Source organism: Kocuria rosea subsp. polaris, from assembly GCF_001483755.1.
GTDB classification, from domain to species: Bacteria; Actinomycetota; Actinomycetes; order Actinomycetales; family Micrococcaceae; genus Kocuria; species Kocuria cellulosilytica.
The window spans coordinates 72,665-90,900 of the sequence record NZ_LQBK01000004.1 but is presented as its reverse complement, the minus strand read 5'-3'; the positions used below and the strand labels follow the sequence as shown (position 1 = coordinate 90,900).

Genomic DNA, 18,236 nt, shown 5'->3' with positions numbered 1-18,236 from the left:
GCCCGGCGGGTCAGGCAGAACTGGTCGCGGGGGCTTCGGCGGGCACGACGGCGTAGACCTCGCCCGGCCGCGCCACGCTCACGGGCCCGGCGTACTCCGCCGCGACACCGGCGGTCCACTCCGCGTCGGTGGCGACCCCGGCCAGGTGGGACAGGACCACCCGGGCGGCCCCGGCACGGGCGGCGACCCGGCCCACCCCGGCCGGGGTGGTGTGCGAGATCTCCTGGTGGTTGAGGAACTCCGGGCCGAAGTCCCGGGCCCGGTAGAAGTCGAGGTTGACGGCCTCGTGCACCAGCAGGTCCGTGCCGTCGGCCAGCGTGGCGGTGTTCCGGCTCTCCGTCGTGTCCCCGGAGACCACCACCGACCCGTAGGCGGTGTCGAAGCGGAAGGCGAAGGCCGGGAAGATCGGCGGGTGCTCCACGAGGATGGCGCTCACCCGCACGAACTCGTCCTCGTAGACCACGAACGGATCCATCTCGGGGGTGTGCTCACCGTCGGCCCCGGCCGCGGAGGCCGGGAGCTCGATCTCCTCGACCTGCACGAGGTCGTACAGCGGCGGACGGCCCTCGTCGACGATGCGGACGTCGATGTCGTAGGAGTAGGCCTGCAGCACGTGCTCCACGAGACCCGCGATCCCGACCGCCCCGGCCCGGGGGTCGGCCGGGCCGGGGCCGAGGATCTGCACCGGCCCGGTGAAGCCCTGCACGGGCCGGCCCCAGTTCCACAGCAGGTAGGCGGGGATCTCGGCCACGTGGTCCGAGTGCAGGTGGGTCACGAAGCAGGCCATCAGGTTCTCGCCGCGCAGGCCCGCCGCATGGGCGGCCCGGGTGACCCCGAGACCGAAGTCCACGAGGTAGAACCGGCCGTCCACCACGATGGCGGTCGCGATGCCGGGGCACTCCGAACGGATCGCGGGCCCGGCGGCCGTTCCGAGCGTGACCACGTGCAGCCCGCGGGCCTGGTCGAGAGGGGTGTCGAGGGCAGCGCGGTCAGTCATGGGGGGCCTTCCGATCGGGACGCGTCCTGCACGGACGGGCAGGCGAAGTGGTCCCACTCTGCCCGAGCCACCGGGGCGGGGAAATGCGGGATTTTCACTGACCGGAAAACGTCCTATGTGCTCCAGTTCACAGGCTCCTAGATTCGCAGGGACACTTCACCACGGCCCGCACTCCTGTGGGTGCACGACGGGAGATCACCACCATGACCACCACTGCCGCACCTCGATCCGCCCAGCCGGCCCCGCCGGGAGCGGGCATCGACCCCAAGGACCCGAGCCGCTGGAGCAGCAAGAAGCGTTCCCGCTACGCCTGGATGCTGACGTTCCTCCTGCTGTTCCTCATGATGCTCAGCTGGGCGGACAAGGCCGTCCTGGGCCTGGCCGCGGTGCCGCTGATGGAGGAGCTGGACATCACCCCGGAGCAGTTCGGCCTGGTCGCCAGCGCCATGTTCCTCACCTTCGGGCTCGCCCAACTCGTGGCCGCCCCGCTCGCGAACAAGTTCAGGGCCAAGAGCATCCTGCTGGTCCTGTGCTTGATCTGGTCGCTGTCCGTGATGCCGGTCGTGGTCTTCGCCACCCTGCCGGCGCTGTGGGTCTCCCGGCTGGCGCTGGGCGCCGGTGAGGGCCCGCTCGCTCCGGTGCTCATGCACGCGGTCTACAAGTGGTTCCCCTCGAAGAAGGGGGCGACCCCGGCCGCGGTGGCCTCCTCCGGAGTGACGCTGGGCATCGTGGCGTTCGCGCCGGTGCTCGCTTGGGTCATCGCCCAGCACGGGTGGCGCACGGCGTTCGTCGCCCTGGCCGTGGTGGGCGTGGTGTGGTGCACGGCGTGGATGATCCTCGGCAAGGAAGGGCCGTACACCTCCCTGGCGGCCGAGCGCGAGATCGAGGGCACCGAGATCGCGGTCTCCGCACCCGGGGCCTCCCGGGTCAACGAGGAGAAGGTCCCCTTCTTCCGCAGCATCATGAACCCGACGTGGATTTTCGCCGTCATGGCCTCGTTCTTCGCCTACTGGACCTTCACCCTGGCGATGTCCTGGGGCCCGGCGTACTTCCAGAACGTCATGGGCTTCAGCGGGCAGCAGGCCGGCTCCCTCATCGCCCTGCCGGCCGCCTGGGGCGTCGTCGCCACGATCGGCCTGAGCATCCTGATCCAGCGGATGGACCAGCGGGGCGTGCCCAGCCGCCGTTCGCGCGGGTGGACCCTGGGCCTGGCCGGGGCCGGTGCCGGCACAGCCCTGCTGGCCTCCACGTTCGTCTCCTCCCCGGTGCTCGGGGTGGCGCTCATGAGCATCGGTTTCGGCACCGCGCCGGCCATGTTCGCCATCACCTACCTGGTCGTGGGCGAGCTGACCACCATCTCCCAGCGCGGCGGGCACCTCAACGTGGCCAACGCCGTGCTGACCACCGGCGGCGTGTTCGCCCCGGCCGTCGGCGGCTTCCTGATCGGCGGAGCCGCCACCCCGGCCGACGGCTACCGGCTGGCCTTCCAGGTCACGGCCGTCCTGCTGGCGGTCTTCGGCGTGCTCGCCCTGGCATTCGTCAACCAGCAGAAGCAGCGTCTCCGGCTGGGCATCGAGGCCTGAGCGGCCCCGTCCGACGAAGGGGCCCCGCACCGGGAACGGTGCGGGGCCCCTTCGTCGTCCGTGCCGCCGGCGTCAGCCGGCGTGCGGGCGGGCGTTGACGGTGCGGGGCTCCAGGTACTCCTCCAGCCCCCACCGGCCGCGCTCACGCCCCAGGCCGGAGCCCTTCCACCCTCCGAAGGGGGCGTCCAACTCCACGACGGTGTGCTGGTTGATCCACGCCGTGCCGACCTCGAGCCGTGAGGCCACCTCGTGGGCGCGCTCCAGGTCCGGGGACCACACCGAGGCCCCCAGACCGAACTCCTGGGCGTTGAGCTCGTCCACGGTGGCGTCCAGGTCGTCGTAGGCCACCACCGGCAGCGCCGCGCCGAACTGCTCGCACGCCACCAGATCCGTGTGCTGCGGGGCGTCGGCCACGACGGTCGGCTCGAGGAAGTACCCCGGCAGATCGGTGCCCTGGTCCCCGCCGTGGGCGATGCGCCCGCCCTCGGCCACGGCCCGCGCCACGTAGTCCTTCACCAGCTGCTGCTGTCCGCTCGTGTGCATCGGCCCCATGGTGGTCCCTTCGGCCACACCGTGGCCGACCCGCAGGGCGGAGACCGCCTGTACGAGGGCCTCGGTCAGGGCCGCCGCCTGCGCACGCGGGACATAGACCCGCTTGACCGCCATGCACACCTGGCCGGCGTTGCGGAAGGCCGAACCGGCAATCCGGGCGGCCGTGAGCTCGAGGTCCGCGTCCGGGAGCACGATCGCCGGATCGTTGCCGCCCAGCTCCAGCGTCACCTTCTTCACGGTCGGTGCGGCCTGGGCCATGATGGCGGCGCCGATCTCCGTGGACCCGGTGAAGGAGATCTTCCGCACCCCCGGCAGCTCCGACAGCGCCTTCGAGAGGACACCGCGGCCGGTGACGACCTGCAGCACGTTCTCGGGCAGGAACCGGTTGAGCACCTCGGCGAGCGCGCGGGTGGACATCGGGGTGGACGGGGACGGCTTGGCGATCACGGTGCACCCTGCCACCAGCGCCGGGGCCAGCTTCACCGCCAGCAGGGAGATCGGGAAGTTCCAGGGGGTGATGGCGCCCACCAGCCCCACGGGGGCGTACTGGACCTGGACGGAGCGGCCGTCGCGCTGGGGCAGCGTCTCGACCAGGTCCCAGTCGAGGTCGGCGTAGTGGCGCAGCAGCCCCGCCGCGGCCTTGAACTCCTGGGTGGCCTCGGCCCAGACCTTGCCCTGCTCCAGCGACAGGATCCGGCCGAGGTCGTCCGCCTCGGCCAGCACGGCCTCGGAGGCCCGGCGCAGTGCGACACGGCGGGCCTCACGGTCCGCGGCCCAGGGGCGGGAGACCGTGGCCGCGGCGGCAATGGCCCGCTCGACGTCCTCGGGCCGGTGCAGAGGCACCTCTCCGACAGGGTCCAGCGTGGCCGGGTCGATGACTTCGTAGGTGGCAGGCACCGGATCTCCTTCTCGATCGTGTTCCGGAAGTGCCCACCGGCCGGCGGACGGACTTCCCTGTCTCCAGCATCGAGCTCCCCTGTGACCGGACACACGCCATCTTCCACCCAGTGAAAAGCAGAGATGAACCGGGGTGCGCCACGCCACATAGTGGAGGAGAACAGCCGAACCGCACGCGACGGACCTCTCGAGCCTGCGGGGCCACCCTCCTGGAAGGACCACGTCCATGACTCTCGACGGACAGACTTTCGTCGTCACCGGCGCCGCCTCCGGCATCGGTGCTGCCACCGCAGCCCTGCTGCGCGATGCCGGTGCGGAGGTGATCGGCGTGGACCGCAACACGGCCGCCGACTTCCCGGGGGCCTTCGTCCAGGCGGACCTCTCCACGGCCGAGGGCGTCGCCGCGGCCGCCGGGCAGATCCCGGAGGGCATCACCGGCCTGCTCAACATCGCCGGCGTCCCCGGCACCGCCCCGTGGCGCCTCGTGCTGTCCGTCAACGTCTTCGGCGTCCGCGACCTGACCCGGGCCCTGCTGCCCAAGCTCGTCCAGGGCGGTGTGGTCGTCAACCTGGCCTCCAACGTGGCCAGCGGCTGGGCGGAGCGCCGCGAGCAGATCATGGCGTTCACCGCCGCCGAGAACCGGGAGGCGGCCCTCGACCTGGCCGGCGCGGACCCCGAGGTCACCGGCAACTCCTACCGGTTCTCCAAGGAGTGCGTCCGCTGGCTGACCCTGGAGGCCGCCGCCTCCGCCCTGGGGACGGTGCGTGTCGTCTCGGTCAGCCCCGGTCCCGTCCAGACCCCCATCCTGGAGGACTTCAAGACGGACCACGGCCGGGACAAGGTCGAGGGCGCCGTCGCCCTGCTGGGCCGTGCCGGTCAGCCGGCCGACATCGCCCGCACCATCGGTTTCCTGGTCGGCCCGGAGGCCGCCTGGATCAACGGCACCGACGTCTGCGTGGACGGCGGCCTGAGCGCGCACCGCGCTGTGGCCGCGTCCTTGTCCGTGACCGCCTGAGTGGAGGAATCATGACCACCGTGAACACCGTTCCCAGCCCCGTCACCGGGGGTCAGCCCGCGAACGGCTACCGGCACGAGGTCGAGGAGGTCCTCGTCGACCGGCTCGAGACCGTGGCGGAGGGCGTCCGCCGCGTGACGCTGCGCCTGCCCGACGGTTCCGACTTCCCGCAGTGGGAACCCGGCTCGCACATCGACCTGATCCTGCCCCACCACATGCGCCAGTACTCCCTGTGCTCGCCGCTGGCCGACCGCAGCCGGATCCAGGTGTCGGTGCTGCGCACCCGGGACTCCCGTGGTGGTTCCGCCTACGTGCACGAGGATCTGGCCGAGGGCGACACCGTCCACATCAACGGCCCCCGCAACAACTTCCCCTTCCTCGACTCCCGCAAGTACCTGTTCGTGGCCGGGGGCATCGGCATCACGCCGATCCTGCCGATGATCGAGGCCGCAGAGGCCGCCGGCCGCGAGTGGCGCCTGGCCTACGGCGGACGCAGCCGGGCGTCGATGGCCTTCGCCGACGAGCTGGTGGCCAGGTACGGGGACCGCGTCCTGCTCTACCCGGAGGACGAGGTCGGCCGCATCGACCTGGAGGGCCTGCTGGCCCTGCCCCGGGCGAAGATGCTCGTCTACGCGTGCGGTCCCGATCCGTTGCTGCGCGTGATCGAGGACTACTGCATGGGCTGGCCCCCGGGTGCTCTGCACCTGGAGCGCTTCGTCGCGGCCAACCTCGATGCCGGGGCCAGCGCCGAGCCCTTCGAGGTGGAGCTGACCGACACGGGCAGGACCGTCACCGTGCCCCCGGACCGCACCGTCCTGGACGTGGTGGAGGAGCACGGGGTCCGCGTGCTCTCCTCCTGCCGCGCCGGGGTGTGCGGCACCTGCGAGACCCGTGTGGTGTCAGGGGAGGTCGAGCACCGGGACGCCATCCTCAACGAGGAGGAGAAGCACTCCGGCGACGCCATGATGATCTGCGTCTCCCGAGCCGCCGCCGGGTGCCGCAAGCTCACCCTGGAACTCTGAACCACCGACCCACCACAGGAGCCACCATGACTGTCACCGCCACGAGGCACGAGGCCGTGTCCCTGCCCGACGACCCCTTCTCCGTCGAGAACATCTCCGACCCCTACCCCTTGCACGAGAAGCTCCGGGACGCCGGTCCCGTGGTCTGGCTGGAGAAGTACGACTGCTACGCCGTGACCCGCTACGAGTGGGTCTACGAGATCCTCACCGACTTCGAGTCCTACTGCTCCAGTGGCGGACTCGGCCCCAAGGACATCCGCAAGGAAGCCGAGTGGCGCCCGCCCTCGATCCTGGAGTCCGACCCGCCCACGCACACCGTGATGCGCCGGGGCCTGGCCGGAGTCATCTCCCCGTCCACCATGCGCCGGCTGCGGGAACAGTTCAGCCCCTTCGCCGAGGAGCTCGCCGACCAGGTGGTGGCCCGGGGCGACGTCGACGGCATCAAGGACATCGCCGAGCCCTACCCCCTGAAGGTGTTCCCCGACGCGGTCGGCCTGCGCCCGGAAGGCCGGGAGAACCTGCTCCCCTACGGCGCGATGGTGTTCAACGCCTTCGGCGCGGACAACGAGATCCGCGCGGAGGCCTTCACCGAGGGCGAGAAGGTCGCCGCCTGGATCATGGACAGCTGCGCCCGCGAGAACCTGTCGATCACCGGTCTGGGCGCCGACATCTGGAAGGTCGCCGAGGAGGGGCGCATCGCCCCGGAGCAGGCCACCCTGCTGGTGCGCGCCCTGCTCTCGGCAGGAGTCGACACCACGGTGTTCGGCATCGGCAACACCCTCTACAGCCTCGCCCGGCACCCCGAGCAGTGGGAGAAGCTCAAGGCCGACCCCAAGCTGGCCAAGTTCGCCGTCGACGAGGCCCTGCGCGTCGAGTCCCCGTTCCAGATGTTCCACCGCACGTCCACGGTCGACACCGAGATCGGAGGGGTCCGGATCCCCGCGGACGCGAAGATCCTGCTGTTCATGGGCGCGGCCAACCGGGATCCCCGCAAGTGGGGTGAGAACGCCGACGTCTTCGACCTCGACCGCAGCGCCTCCGGTCACGTGGCCTTCGGCATGGGCCTGCACCAGTGCGTGGGGCAGCCGATCGCCCGTATCGAGATCGAGCTCGTCCTGCAGGCACTGGCCAAGCGGGTGGACCGGATCGAGCTCACCGGCGAGCCCTCCCCGTGGGTCCACAACGTGCTGCGCGGCTTCGCCCGCATGCCCCTGCGCTTGACGCCGCTGACCCGGACGAGCTGATGCGCCTCCTGCTGGTCCCCCGGGCGCGGACGTCGCGTCCAGCACGAGCCGGGGAGGCATCGCATGGATGAGTCCGTGGCAGAACGCCCCCGCTTCTCGGCACGCGTGCTGGGCGGCGGGACGGAACCGGATCCGCGGTTCACCCTGGCCAACGAGCGCACCTTCCTGGCCTGGATCCGCACCTCCTTGGCGTTCCTGGCCGGCGGCATCGCGGTGGAGGCGTTCACGGAGGATCTCTTCCCCGAACCGATGCGCACCTCCCTGGCCGTGGTCCTGCTGCTGCTCGGGGTGCTCATCAGCGCCGGCGCCGCCTGGCGCTGGGTGGGGGTGGAGCGCAGCCTGCGACGCCGAACGCCCCTGCCGCTGCCGCTGATCGCGCCCCTGCTGGGCATCGGCGGGGCCATCGCCTCCGGGGCCCTGGTCGTGTTCGTCCTGCAGACCTGACCGGGACCACTCGATGATCAGCTCCTCCCCGCAGTCCCCGGGCACGCGGACACCGGCGCCGGCGCACGACGACCCCGGCCTGCAGCCCGAACGGACCGTCCTGGCCTGGGGGCGCACCGTGCTGGCGCTGATCACCGCCGCCGCCGTCTGCCTGCGCTGGGTCTCCCACCACGGGCCGTTCGTCCTGGCGCTCTTCGCCGTCGCCGTCCTCACCGGCACGGCGATCTATCTCACCCAGCGGGCCCGCTACGCCCGCAGCTCCTCGGGAATCACCACCGAACGCGTCGCCGCCGACGTCCGCGGCGTGCTCGGTGTCACGGCGGCCACGGTCGTGCTCGGCTGCCTGGGCCTCTACGTCGTGGTCGTCCTCGCCTGATCCCACCGCTCGGGCCCGGCCCGCTCGTCCCACCGCTCGGGCCCGGCCCGCTCGTCCCACCGCTCGGGCCCGGCCTGCTCGTCGGATCGACGTCGCCCGGACCTCGTCTGCGCTTCACCTCGCGTTGATCCTGCTGTCTTCTCCGTCCCGTTGGCTGGCTGTGCCACCACTGCCGACCGGAAAGACACCCCCCATGAGCATCCCCCGCCCCGCGTTCCGCCCCTTCCACGCCGCTGCCGCCGGCGCCCTGACGGCCGCCGGCCTGCTCGGCGTGGCGGCCCCCGCTGCGGCCGCCCCCACCGGGCCCGCCGTCGCCGAGCCCCCGGCCGCCTCCACCACCACGCAGGACCGCCCTCTGGTCATCGGCCACCGGGGTGCTGCCGGCACCGCGCCGGAGAACACCGTGTCCGCGTTCAAGGACGCCCGCGCCGCCGGGGTCGACTACCTCGAGATCGACGTCCAGCTCAGCGCCGACGGGGTGCCCTTCCTGTTCCACGACAACACCCCGGCACGCACCACGGACGTCGCCGAGGTCTTCCCCGGCCGTGAGCACGACCCGATCACGTCCTTCACCTGGGCCGAGCTCCAGCAGCTCGACGCCGGCTCCTCCTTCGACGGGAAGTTCGCCGGCGAGCGGATCCCGCACCTCGACGACGCCGCGAGGATCGCCACCGTCAACACCGGCGTCTACATCGAGATCAAGTCCCCCACCCACTCCCCGGGCATCGAACAGGTCGTCGCCGACGCGCTGGAACAGGACCAGGACTGGGCGAAGCTGCTCGAGGCCGGCAAGGTCACCGTCATCGGCTTCGACGAGACCTCCAACCGGACCTTCGCCGAGCTCGCCCCCGAGGTGCCCCTGCAGCAGCTCACCGGCACCGTTCCCGACTCCGCGACGCTGGAACGGTGGGCCGGGTTCGTGGACTCCGTGGGCACCAACTACCGGGCCCTGGACGCCGCGGGCGTCGCCCGCGTCGACGCCGCCGGCCTGGATCTGGGGGTCTACACCGTGAACTCGCCCGAGGCCGTCCAGCACGTCATCGATCTCGGCGTGGACATGATCACCGGGGACTTCCCGATCCAGACCGACCGCTACCTCGACGGGCAGGACCCCTACCCCGCCGACCACGGGGTGCAGATCACCGACGCGGTCAACGACGTCCCGGGCAACGACGTCCAGCCCGAGACCGGTGAGCACGTGGTGCTCACCAACACCGGGAACCGCACCGTGGACGTCAGCGGATGGCTCCTGCGGGACGCCGCCAACAACGCCCTGGTGGTGGGCGAGGGCTACGCCCTGGCCCCGGGCGCGCAGCTGCGCGTGCACACCGGGCCCGGGACCGACACCGGCAGCGCCTACTACAACGGCGGAACGGGGTCCGTGCTCAACAACGGCGGCGACTCCGTCGCCCTGTGGACCGACGAGGACAGGCTCCAGGACGTCTTCGCGAACTGAGCCGAGGCGGACCCCGGGACTACACTGGGTGGCGTCGAGGCAGCTGCGGAACAGCTCGGCGGCTGCCACGAACCGTTTCGAGGGGCGTGATCCGATGACCGACCGCAACCAGGACGACGCGGGACCGAAGCTGCTCTCGGGAGGCAACCCCCAGATCCCCAAGGGCGAGGGGGACGGCCCGGTGCAGGAGTACATCGCGGCCATGCCGGGGTGGAAACGGGACCTCGGCCGGCGCCTCGACGACCTGATCGTGCGCGCCGTCCCCCAGGTGCACAAGGCCGTGAAGTGGAACCAGCCGTTCTACGGGCTCCAGGACGAGGGCTGGTTCCTGGCCTTCCGGTGCTACACGCACTACGTGCAGGTGCAGTTCTTCAAGGGAGCCGCACTGGAGCCGCCGCCGCCCAAGGCCTCCAAGCACCCTGAGGTCCGCTACCTCGACATCCGTGAGACCGACGAGCTGGACGAGGCCCGGCTGCGGTCCTGGATCGAGCAGGCCGCCGGGCTGCCCGGCGAGAAGATGTAGCCGGACCGCCGGACCGAGCCCCGGGGCCGCCCGCGCTCGGGCACCCCGGCAGCGGTCCCCCCCGCAGGAGAAGGTGAGAGGGCCGTGTTCGCCACCGTCGCCGAGGTCGCCGACCTCGATCAGTTCCTGAGGACCTTCTCGACCATCGGCGTCGAGAAGCGGAGGCAGCACGGGTGCCGGGGCGCCCACGTGTTCCGGGATCCCGATGACCCGCACCGGGTGTGGGTCCTCTTCGACTGGGAGCTCGAGGACTACCAGGGGTTCCTCGCCGATCCCGAGATCCCGGCCATCGCGCGGGAGCTGGCGCTCCGCGAGCCGCCGGTGAAGGTCGACCCCCTCGCGCAGTACGACGCCTGACCCGTCCGTCCCCGCCGCCGCACCAGTGCGACCCCGATCCCGACGGCGCGGCCGCCGCCGTCGAGGCGGTCCGCGCCGCGGGAGGCGCAGCCGCTCAGCCGTCCTGGTCCCTGCCGCGCAGGTGCGCGCGGCCGACCCGGCGGACGCACTCGGTGATGCGGTGCAGCCGCGGCGAGTCCAGGGTCCAGCTCTGCCAGTAGAGCGCGACGTCGTGGTGCGCGTGGTCCTCCAGCAGGTCCAGGGACCCGTCGGCGAGGTCCGTGCCCAGCTGCAGCTCCGGGAGCATGCCCCAGCCCAGGCCGGCCCGGACGGCGGCGAGGAACCCTTCGGCGGACGGGACCGTGTGCGTGGGCGGGAGCCGGTCGACGCCGCGGACGCGCAGGGCGTGCTGCTGCAGGTCGTCCTTGGCGTTGAACCGGAGCACGGGCATGGCCGCCCAGTCGACGCCGGCCTCGGTGCTGAACCGCCGCCGCAGTGCGGGGGCGGCCACGGGGATGTAGCGCATGAACCCCAGCCGCTCGAGCCGGCACCCGTTGACGGGCGCGGGATCGGAGGTGACGGCGCCGATGACGTCGCCCTGGCGCAGGAGCCGGCTGCTGTGGTCCTGGTCCTCCACGTGCAGGTCCAGGGTGGTGTCCGACCAGCCGGCGGCCTCGTGCAGGACGGGCACGAACCAGGTGGCCAGGGAGTCGGCGTTGACGGCCACCGGGGTGACCGTCCGGGAGGAGGCGCCGTGGCCCAGGGCGTGCAGGGCCTCCGCCTCGAGGACCTGCATCTGGCGGGCGGTGCGCAGTAGCACGGCTCCCGCCTCGGTGGGGACGCAGGGCACGCCGCGGCGCACCACGACCTGCCCCACGGAGGTCTCCAGGGCCTTGATCCGCTGGCTGACCGCCGAGGGACTGATCCGCAGGGCGTCGGCCGCGGCCTCGAAGGTGCCCTCGTCGACGATCGCGGTCAGGGCGCGCAGGTGCTCGAGGTTCATGAAGCAAAGCTAACGCACCCGTCAAATCATTCGTTTGTCTGAACCCGCGGGGCTCACTAGCGTCGAGGCCATGTGGAGCATCTGGGGCACCGGGCTGATGAGCGGCCTGGCACTGATCATCGCCATCGGCGCGCAGAACGCCTTCGTGCTGCGCCAGGGCATCCGGCGCGAGCACGTGGGCGTGGTGGTGGCGCTGTGCATGGTCAGCGACGCGGTGCTGATCCTCGGCGGCACCGCCGGGATCGGAGCACTGGTGTCCCGGTTCCCGGGGGTCCTGGACGTCCTGCGGTGGGGCGGCGCCGCCTACCTGGCGTGGTGGGCCGTGCGGTCCTTCGTCTCCGCCGTGAAGCCGTCGTCCCTGACCGCCGAGGCCCCGCGGTCCCGCGGATCGGTGGTCGCCACCACCCTGGCCCTGACCTACCTCAACCCCCACGTCTACCTGGACACCGTGGTGCTGCTGGGCAGCCTCGCCAACCAGCACGGCCCCGACACGCGGTGGGTCTTCGCGGCAGGGGCCGTGGTGGGCAGCGTCGTGTGGTTCTCGGCCCTGGGCTACGGCGCCCGGGCACTGTCCGGAGTGCTCAGCAGCCCGCGCACCTGGCGGGTGGTGGACCTGGTGATCGGGCTGGTGATGCTCGCCCTGGCCGTCAACCTGGTCCGGGGCTGACGGGGCTGAGGCCACCGTCCCGGCCCACCGGCGCTCCTGCTCCTGCGGGCCCGGTCAGGACTCCGGTCCCGAGGACGTCGGGACGGGGTCGCCGCCCGTGGGACCGAACTCCCCGGTGGACGGTGCATCGGCGGAAGGTGCATCGGTGGTCGGCTCGTCGGTGGTCGACTCGTCGGTGGTCGACTCTCCGGCGGTCGGCTCGTCGGCGGCCGGTTCTCCGGTGGCCGGCTCCGGCGGCACCGCGTCGGTCCACGAGGCGCCCGGTTCCCGGGGCACGCCCGCGACGAAGGCCTGCCGGACGGCCTCGGCCTGCTCCTCGGGGCCGGCGTGCTCGGCGGCGGCGATCACCGTGGCGAAGGCCTTCGTGTCCTGGACCAGCTCGGTGATCGTCTCGGGCGAGTCGACGCACCAGGCGTAGGCCGTCGCGTAGTCCACGGGACGTCCGTTGGCGGTCACGGTCCCGTGCTCGTCGATCTCCACGCTCATGCGTCCTCCTCGGTCGGGTCTCCGGCGCTGCGGAGCCGGCCGGACGTAGGGCGAGAGTACCCCCGGCCGCCGCGGCGGGACCGGAGCCGACCCTCCTCGGCGGGCCGGATCCGCCCCTCCCCGGCCCGGGCGGACCCCGCTCGCAGTGACAACCTGTCGTCAGCGGGTGTCAGGGCCCCTCCCTAGACTGGACGGGTGCAGGCCTGGCTGGAGTCCCTCCCCCTCGGCGCCGCGATCCTGTTCTTCTGGGCCGGGGCCGTCGTGCGGACCACCATGATCTTCGCCCTGGGCCGCGCCGCCGCCACCGGCGGGAGCCGGCGCTCCGACCGCGTCCGCGGGCTCATGGACACCGCTGTCTACCGGCGGGCCCAGAAGCTCGTGCACCGCTGGGGCGTCCTGGCCGTCCCGGCGTGCTTCCTGACCGTGGGCCTGCAGACCGCCGTCATCCTCACCACCGCCGTCACGGGCATGCCCCTGCGCCGCTGGATCCCCGCGATGCTCGTGGGCACCCTCATCTGGGGAGTCGTCTACGGCACCGTGGGCATGGCGGTCGTCTGGGCGTGGCTGGAGCAGCCGTGGGTGGTCGCGCCGATCGTCGTCGTCGTGCTCCTGCTGGTGCTCGGCCGGACCCTCCGGGCGCGGTGCCGGGCCCACGGCGAGCGCCGCGACGGGACGCTGCCGATCTCCCGGTGATGCCCTGGGCCCGCGGCGGCCCGTGCCGTCTCAGCGAACTCTTATGAACCCGGAGTAGTGTTCCGGCAGTGAAGTCCTCGATGCACACCCCGGTCCCCCACATGTTCGCCGCGCCGCTCTACGCCGCCGAGCGACTGCTCGCCGAGGCCATCCACGACGAGCACGTCAGCGTCGACGCCGTGGTCGTCCTCGACGCCCTGGCCGAGCACGTCACCGCCGAGGAGGCCCCCGCCCTCGACGCCGTCGCCGAGAACACCCAGCTGACCCGCGAGGAGCTCGCCGCCGCCCTGGGCGACCTGGACGATCTCGGCTACCTCGAGGAGCTGGCCGAGCACGCACCGCCGCTGTCCCAGCTCCGCGCCTCGCTCTTCGGGACGGCCGCCTGACCGGGGGGACCCGCTCGCCCGTCCCCGGGCACGGTCCGCCCGCGGTCCGGGCACGAGGACGTCGCCGCGCCCGGACCGCACCCTGCCCGCTCAGGAGGCGGGGGCCGGCGCTGCGCCGCTGCTCTCCCGCACGACCAGCTGGGCAGGGTAGACGCACGGCGCCGGGTGCACCCCCGGGGTGTCGATCTCCTCGAGCAGCATCTCGCAGGCCTTGGCGGCCATGGCCTGCATGGGCTGGGTGACGGTCGTCAGCGGAGGCACGGCGGTCGCCGCCAGGGCGTGGTCGTCGTAGCCGACCACCGCGACGTCCTCGGGGACCGACCGGCCCTGTTCGCGCACGGCCTCGATGACCCCGAGGGCCATGAGGTCCGAGGCGGCGAAGACGCCGTCGAGCTCGGGAGCCTCCTCGAGGAGCCGCAGGGCGGCCGCCCTGCCGCCGGCCGTGGTGAAGTCCCCGTGCGCCACCGGTCCCTCGGGCAGACCGGCCTCGCGCAGTCCTTCCCGCCACCCGGCGAGCCGGTCCGCGGCCGCCGTCATGTCCGGGGGGCCGGCGACCGTACCGACCCGGGAGCGGCCCTGCGCCGCGAGGTGCCGTGCGGCCAGCCGGCCGCCCTGGTAGTTGTCGGTGTCCACGTAGGTGACGCCCGGCTGGGCGTCCCAGGGGCGTCCGACGAACACCGTGGGGAGGCCCGTGCCCGGCAGGGACGTGGACCAGGGGTCGGCCTCGTGGTGGGAGACCACGATGGCGCCGTCCACGTGGCCGCCGCGGAGGTACCGCAGCGCCCGTCCCGAGTCGTCCCCGATGCGGGACATGAGCAGGACCAGCTGCACGTCGGTCTCCCGGAGTGCGTCGGTGATGCCCGTGATGATCACGGCGAAGAACGGGTCCGCCATGATCCGGATGTCCGGCTCCGGGATGACCAGCGCGATCGAGGAGGTGCGCCGGGTGACGAGACTGCGGGCCGCGCGGTTGGGCGTGTAGCCGAGCTCGACGACGGCGGCGTCCACGGCCGCCTGGGCCTGCGGGCTGACCCGGTCCCCGCCGTTGATGGCGCGGGAGGCGGTCGACCGGGACACGCCCGCCGCAGTGGCGATGTCCTCCAGGGTGGGGCTGGACCGCCCCGCGCCGGCGTGGCCCGGCCGGATCCGCTCAGTGTTCATCATGCAGACGATACGACACCCGCCGGCGTCGCGGGCTCCTGGGAGGCCGCCGCCGGCACCGCGTTGGCCGCGGCCACGGAGGCGTACCAGCGGGCGCTGGCCTTCGGGATGCGGCGCTGGGTCTCGTAGTCGACCCGGACCAGGCCGAAGCGCTGGTGATAGCCCCACGCCCACTCGTAGTTGTCCATGAGGGACCAGGCGAGGTATCCGCGCACGTCCACGCCGTCGTCGATGGCGTCCTTGACGGCCCGCAGGTGGGCGTCGAAGAAGTGCAGCCGGTCCTGGTCGTCCACGAACCCCGAGGCGTCGGGGGCGTCGTCGTAGGCCGCGCCGTTCTCCGTGATGAACACGGGGATGCCGGCGGGACCGGTGTACTCCTGCTGCACCCGGTTCAGCAGCCGGCGCAGTCCCTCGGGCTGCACCTCCCAGCCCATCCCGGTGACCGGCAGGCCCCGCGGCACCGAGCGCACGCCGTCGGCCGCGACGTACGGGGAGGAGACGGGACGGCTCGGCGGAGTGTGGCCCTCCGGCGCGGAGGGGGCGTCCGGCGCGGCCGTGGTCAGGGCCTCCCCGTGGTAGTAGTTGATGCCCAGCACGTCGAGCGGTGCGGCGATGACGCCGAGGTCGCCCTCCCGGACGTGGTCGGCCAGGCCGAGGTGGCGCACGTCCTCGAGGACGTCGGCCGGGTACTTCCCCCGGAACAGCGGGTCCAGGAAGATGCGGTTGAACTGCCCGTCGATGCGGCGGGCGGCGTCCCGGTCCGCGGCGCTGGCCGGGTCCACCGGATCGGGCACCGTGAGGTTCAGGGTGATCCCGAGGGTGGCCTCGGGGTCGCGCCGCCGCAGCTCCTGCACGGCCAGGCCGTGCCCGAGCAGCAGGTGGTGGGCCGCCGCGAGCGCCGCCCGCGGCTCCTGCCGGCCCGGGGCGTGCACGCCGGCCGCATAGCCCAGGAAGGCCGAGCACCACGGCTCGTTGAGGGTCGTCCAGATCCGCACGCGGTCCCCGAGGGCCTCGTGCATGACGGCCGCGTACTCGGCGAACCGGTGGGCGGTCTCCCGGTTCGTCCAGCCCCCCCGGTCCTCGAGAGCCTGCGGGAGGTCCCAGTGGTAGAGGGTCAGCCACGGCTGGATCCCGGCCTCGAGGAGCTGGTCGACCAGGCGCGAGTAGAACGCGATGCCCTCGGGGTTGGGCGTGACGCCGTCCGGCACGCACCGCGCCCACGACGTGGAGAAGCGGTAGGCCTGCAGGTGCAGTTCCTGCATCATGGCCACGTCCTCGGCGGAGCGGTGGTAGTGGTCGCAGGCGACGTCCCCGTTGTGGGCGTCGGCCACGGCCCCGGGGACCCGGGCGAAGACGTCCCAGATGGAGTCCTGCCGGCCGCCCTCGTGGGCGGCGCCCTCGATCTGGTAGGCGGCGGTGGCGGCGCCCCAGACGAAGTGCTCGGGGAACGTAAGCGGTGTGGTGCTCATCCTTTGACTGCTCCTTGCATGATTCCGGAAACGAGTTGACGGCCTGCGACCACGAAGAGCAGCAGCAGCGGGACGGTGGACAGCAGTGCTCCGGTCAGGACGACCGAGTAGTCCACGAAGTGCGCGGACTGCAGCAGCTGCAGGGCCACCGGGAGGGTGGGGTTGGAGGGGTCCAGCACGATGAAGGGCCAGAAGAAGTTGGTCCAGGTGGCCACGAAGGTGAACAGGGCCAGCATCGCCGCCGCCGGCCGGGCGGCGGGCAGGCCGATGTGCCAGAACGCCTGGATCATCGACGCGCCGTCCATCCGGACGGCCTCGATGAGCTCGTCCGGCAGCGCGTCCCGCAGGTACTGGGTCATCCAGAACACCCCGAAGGCCGTGACGACGCCGGGCACGATCACGGCCCAGAGGGACCCGGTCCACCCGAACTTCGCCATGACGATGAACAGTGGGACCACGCCGAGCTGGGTGGGCACGGCCATGGTCGCGATGACGAAGACCAGCAGCCCCTTGCTGCCCCGGAAGCGGAGCTTGGCGAAGGCGAACCCGGCGAGTGTGGAGAACAGCACGACCGACGCCGCGGTGACCGTGGAGACCAGGACGCTGTTGCCCATGGCCTTCCAGAACGGGATGCTGTCCATGACCTGGGCCGCGTTGGCCAGGAAGTTCCCGCCCGGCACCAGCGGCACGCCCCGGCTCAGCACGGTGCTGTCGTGGCTGCCGACCAGCAGGGACCAGTACAGCGGGAAGAGGGCGCCCAGGACCACCGCGCCCAGGAAGCCGTAGGTGAGGAACCCGGGCCGGCGCATCCCGGCTCCCGGGCCGGGGCGCCGTCCGCGTCCGCGGGGGCCCCGGCCGCGGAGGCCGCGGGCGGCGCCGCGCACGGCGTCGCCGCCCGCGATGCGCTCGAGCGGTGCTTCGGGGGAAGAGGTGCTCATTTTCGGCCTCCCTGGTGGGCGATCCGCCGGGTGATGAGGAAGTTGGCCAGGGAGATCAGCACGATCAGCAGGAACAGCAGCCAGGCGACGGCCGAGGCCCTTCCGAAGTCGCGCTGGCCCCAGCCCAGCTCCCAGATGTACATGGTCAGGGTCTGCCACTGTCGGTCCGCCCCGCCCAGGCCGTACTGGTCGAAGACCCGGGCCTCGTCGAAGATCTGCAGCCCGCCGATGGTGGCGGTGATGACCACGAAGATGATGGTGGGCCGGAGCATCGGCACGGTGATGGACAGGAACTGGCGCAGCCGCCCGGCGCCGTCGATCGTCGCCGCCTCGTAGAGATCCCGCGGGATCGCCTGCATGGCCGCGAGGAAGATCAGGGCGTTGTAGCCGGTCCAGCGGAAGTTCACCATCGTGGCGATGGCGAAGTGGCTGGCCAGGGGTTCGGAGTGCCACCGGACGGGGTCCAGCCCCACGCTCGTCAGCAGCTCGTTGACCAGGCCGAACTGGTCCGCGTAGAGGTTGTTGAAGATCAGGCCCACCGCCACGGGCGCCACCACGAAGGGGACGAGCACGCCCATCCGCCAGAAGGTCCTGGCGCGCAGGTTCGCGTCGAGGGCCGCGGCGATGGTCAGCGCGAGGACCACCTGGGGCACCGAGGAGAGCACGAAGATGCTGAACGTGTTCCCCAGGGCGTTCCAGAAGAACGGCTGGGCGAGGACGAACTGGTAGTTCTCCAGGCCGGTGAACGTGCCCTGCCCGCCGATGAAGTCCCAGTCGTGCAGGGACACCCACGCGGTGTAGAGCAGCGGGAACAGCCCGGTGAGGGCGAACAGGACGAAGAACGGCGAGATGTACAGGTAGGGCGAGAGCTTGACGTCCCACCGGGACATCCGCTGGGAGAACGCCAGGCGCCGGACGGCCTTCGGGGGCCGTTCCGGCCGGCGCTGCCGGGCGGGGGGCGCAGGTCGGAGATCGGTGACAGCCACGG

20 protein-coding genes are annotated in these 18,236 nt (G+C 72.2%); 12 read left to right on the top strand and 8 right to left on the bottom strand.

Features of this window, described 5'->3' with window-relative positions; genetic code table 11:
• Positions 1-10 precede the first annotated feature (10 nt).
• Entirely contained in the window at positions 11-997 is a 987-nt protein-coding gene (locus tag AVL61_RS02905; RefSeq protein WP_058872854.1) for an MBL fold metallo-hydrolase, read from the bottom strand.
• Positions 998-1,200: 203 nt separating this feature from the next.
• On the opposite strand from AVL61_RS02905, the gene AVL61_RS02900 reads away from it, so the two are divergent.
• Positions 1,201-2,580 (top strand): MFS transporter, encoded by a 1,380-nt coding sequence (locus AVL61_RS02900; protein WP_231738260.1) that lies wholly within the window; start codon positions 1,201-1,203, stop codon positions 2,578-2,580.
• Between the two features lie 72 nt (positions 2,581-2,652).
• On the opposite strand, the gene AVL61_RS02895 is transcribed toward AVL61_RS02900, so the two are convergent.
• Positions 2,653-4,029 (bottom strand): aldehyde dehydrogenase family protein, encoded by a 1,377-nt coding sequence (locus AVL61_RS02895; protein WP_058872852.1) that lies wholly within the window; start codon positions 4,027-4,029, stop codon positions 2,653-2,655.
• Between the two features lie 226 nt (positions 4,030-4,255).
• Between AVL61_RS02895 and AVL61_RS02890 the strand changes: the two genes are divergently transcribed.
• From AVL61_RS02890 to AVL61_RS02855, 8 genes are all read left to right on the top strand, one after another.
• The gene (locus AVL61_RS02890; protein ID WP_058872851.1) at positions 4,256-5,044 is read left to right on the top strand and encodes a coniferyl-alcohol dehydrogenase; all 789 of its coding nucleotides are present in this window, start codon (positions 4,256-4,258) and stop codon (positions 5,042-5,044) included.
• Between the two features lie 11 nt (positions 5,045-5,055).
• Positions 5,056-6,066 carry a PDR/VanB family oxidoreductase gene (locus tag AVL61_RS02885; RefSeq protein WP_082696917.1) on the top strand — a complete coding sequence of 337 codons (1,011 nt, stop codon included), beginning with the start codon at positions 5,056-5,058 and terminating at the stop codon, positions 6,064-6,066.
• 26 nt (positions 6,067-6,092) lie between these two features.
• Positions 6,093-7,310 (top strand): cytochrome P450, encoded by a 1,218-nt coding sequence (locus AVL61_RS02880; RefSeq protein ID WP_058872850.1) that lies wholly within the window; start codon positions 6,093-6,095, stop codon positions 7,308-7,310.
• 63 nt (positions 7,311-7,373) lie between these two features.
• Positions 7,374-7,754, top strand: a complete 381-nt coding sequence (locus AVL61_RS02875; protein ID WP_058872849.1) for a YidH family protein — start codon at positions 7,374-7,376, stop codon at positions 7,752-7,754.
• 13 nt (positions 7,755-7,767) lie between these two features.
• Positions 7,768-8,130, top strand: coding sequence for a DUF202 domain-containing protein (locus AVL61_RS02870; RefSeq protein WP_058872848.1), 363 nt, complete (start codon positions 7,768-7,770; stop codon positions 8,128-8,130).
• Between the two features lie 193 nt (positions 8,131-8,323).
• Positions 8,324-9,586, top strand: coding sequence for a glycerophosphodiester phosphodiesterase family protein (locus AVL61_RS02865; protein ID WP_058872847.1), 1,263 nt, complete (start codon positions 8,324-8,326; stop codon positions 9,584-9,586).
• Positions 9,587-9,680: 94 nt separating this feature from the next.
• Positions 9,681-10,109 carry a DUF1801 domain-containing protein gene (locus AVL61_RS02860; RefSeq protein WP_058872846.1) on the top strand — a complete coding sequence of 143 codons (429 nt, stop codon included), beginning with the start codon at positions 9,681-9,683 and terminating at the stop codon, positions 10,107-10,109.
• 84 nt (positions 10,110-10,193) lie between these two features.
• Complete coding sequence (locus AVL61_RS02855) at positions 10,194-10,466, top strand: antibiotic biosynthesis monooxygenase (RefSeq protein WP_058872845.1); 273 nt, start codon at positions 10,194-10,196, stop codon at positions 10,464-10,466.
• A 94-nt stretch (positions 10,467-10,560) separates the two neighbouring features.
• On the opposite strand, the gene AVL61_RS02850 is transcribed toward AVL61_RS02855, so the two are convergent.
• Positions 10,561-11,448 carry a LysR family transcriptional regulator ArgP gene (locus tag AVL61_RS02850; protein WP_058872844.1) on the bottom strand — a complete coding sequence of 296 codons (888 nt, stop codon included), beginning with the start codon at positions 11,446-11,448 and terminating at the stop codon, positions 10,561-10,563.
• Positions 11,449-11,518: 70 nt separating this feature from the next.
• Between AVL61_RS02850 and AVL61_RS02845 the strand changes: the two genes are divergently transcribed.
• Entirely contained in the window at positions 11,519-12,115 is a 597-nt protein-coding gene (locus tag AVL61_RS02845; RefSeq protein ID WP_058872843.1) for a LysE/ArgO family amino acid transporter, read from the top strand.
• Between the two features lie 54 nt (positions 12,116-12,169).
• Here the strand turns inward: AVL61_RS02845 and AVL61_RS02840 are convergent, their stop codons facing one another.
• Entirely contained in the window at positions 12,170-12,601 is a 432-nt protein-coding gene (locus AVL61_RS02840) for a hypothetical protein (protein ID WP_058872842.1), read from the bottom strand.
• 195 nt (positions 12,602-12,796) lie between these two features.
• Between AVL61_RS02840 and AVL61_RS02835 the strand changes: the two genes are divergently transcribed.
• Entirely contained in the window at positions 12,797-13,294 is a 498-nt protein-coding gene (locus AVL61_RS02835; RefSeq protein ID WP_058872841.1) for a DedA family protein, read from the top strand.
• 80 nt (positions 13,295-13,374) lie between these two features.
• Complete coding sequence (locus AVL61_RS02830; RefSeq protein ID WP_157571264.1) at positions 13,375-13,680, top strand: hypothetical protein; 306 nt, start codon at positions 13,375-13,377, stop codon at positions 13,678-13,680.
• A gap of 90 nt (positions 13,681-13,770) precedes the next feature.
• Here the strand turns inward: AVL61_RS02830 and AVL61_RS02825 are convergent, their stop codons facing one another.
• Genes AVL61_RS02825 through AVL61_RS02810 form a run of 4 tightly spaced genes read right to left on the bottom strand, consistent with a single transcriptional unit; the run spans position 13,771 to position 18,234 of the window.
• Complete coding sequence (locus AVL61_RS02825) at positions 13,771-14,841, bottom strand: LacI family DNA-binding transcriptional regulator (RefSeq protein ID WP_058873209.1); 1,071 nt, start codon at positions 14,839-14,841, stop codon at positions 13,771-13,773.
• Positions 14,841-16,310, bottom strand: coding sequence for a GH1 family beta-glucosidase (locus AVL61_RS02820; RefSeq protein ID WP_058872839.1), 1,470 nt, complete (start codon positions 16,308-16,310; stop codon positions 14,841-14,843). The genes AVL61_RS02825 and AVL61_RS02820 overlap by 1 nt, the downstream gene beginning before the upstream one ends.
• A complete protein-coding gene (locus AVL61_RS02815) occupies positions 16,307-17,248 on the bottom strand; it encodes a carbohydrate ABC transporter permease (RefSeq protein WP_058872838.1) in 942 nt (313 codons plus the stop codon). The genes AVL61_RS02820 and AVL61_RS02815 overlap by 4 nt, the downstream gene beginning before the upstream one ends.
• Complete coding sequence (locus AVL61_RS02810) at positions 17,245-18,234, bottom strand: carbohydrate ABC transporter permease (RefSeq protein ID WP_058872837.1); 990 nt, start codon at positions 18,232-18,234, stop codon at positions 17,245-17,247. The genes AVL61_RS02815 and AVL61_RS02810 overlap by 4 nt, the downstream gene beginning before the upstream one ends.
• Positions 18,235-18,236 lie beyond the last annotated feature (2 nt).

Excerpts from the sequence above, each read along its gene's own strand:
- AVL61_RS02850 (WP_058872844.1), bottom strand. The coding sequence starts at position 11,448 with ATGAACCTCGAGCACCTGCGCGCCCTGACCGCGATCGTCGACGAGGGC.
- AVL61_RS02890 (WP_058872851.1), top strand. The coding sequence starts at position 4,256 with ATGACTCTCGACGGACAGACTTTCGTCGTCACCGGCGCCGCCTCCGGC.
- AVL61_RS02865 (WP_058872847.1), top strand. The coding sequence starts at position 8,324 with ATGAGCATCCCCCGCCCCGCGTTCCGCCCCTTCCACGCCGCTGCCGCC.
- AVL61_RS02815 (WP_058872838.1), bottom strand. The coding sequence starts at position 17,248 with ATGAGCACCTCTTCCCCCGAAGCACCGCTCGAGCGCATCGCGGGCGGC.
- AVL61_RS02870 (WP_058872848.1), top strand. The coding sequence starts at position 7,768 with ATGATCAGCTCCTCCCCGCAGTCCCCGGGCACGCGGACACCGGCGCCG.
- AVL61_RS02860 (WP_058872846.1), top strand. The coding sequence starts at position 9,681 with ATGACCGACCGCAACCAGGACGACGCGGGACCGAAGCTGCTCTCGGGA.
- AVL61_RS02840 (WP_058872842.1), bottom strand. The coding sequence starts at position 12,601 with ATGAGCGTGGAGATCGACGAGCACGGGACCGTGACCGCCAACGGACGT.
- AVL61_RS02825 (WP_058873209.1), bottom strand. The coding sequence starts at position 14,841 with ATGAACACTGAGCGGATCCGGCCGGGCCACGCCGGCGCGGGGCGGTCC.
- AVL61_RS02820 (WP_058872839.1), bottom strand. The coding sequence starts at position 16,310 with ATGAGCACCACACCGCTTACGTTCCCCGAGCACTTCGTCTGGGGCGCC.
- AVL61_RS02830 (WP_157571264.1), top strand. The coding sequence starts at position 13,375 with ATGCACACCCCGGTCCCCCACATGTTCGCCGCGCCGCTCTACGCCGCC.
- AVL61_RS02900 (WP_231738260.1), top strand. The coding sequence starts at position 1,201 with ATGACCACCACTGCCGCACCTCGATCCGCCCAGCCGGCCCCGCCGGGA.
- AVL61_RS02905 (WP_058872854.1), bottom strand. The coding sequence starts at position 997 with ATGACTGACCGCGCTGCCCTCGACACCCCTCTCGACCAGGCCCGCGGG.
- AVL61_RS02885 (WP_082696917.1), top strand. The coding sequence starts at position 5,056 with ATGACCACCGTGAACACCGTTCCCAGCCCCGTCACCGGGGGTCAGCCC.
- AVL61_RS02845 (WP_058872843.1), top strand. The coding sequence starts at position 11,519 with ATGTGGAGCATCTGGGGCACCGGGCTGATGAGCGGCCTGGCACTGATC.
- AVL61_RS02875 (WP_058872849.1), top strand. The coding sequence starts at position 7,374 with ATGGATGAGTCCGTGGCAGAACGCCCCCGCTTCTCGGCACGCGTGCTG.
- AVL61_RS02880 (WP_058872850.1), top strand. The coding sequence starts at position 6,093 with ATGACTGTCACCGCCACGAGGCACGAGGCCGTGTCCCTGCCCGACGAC.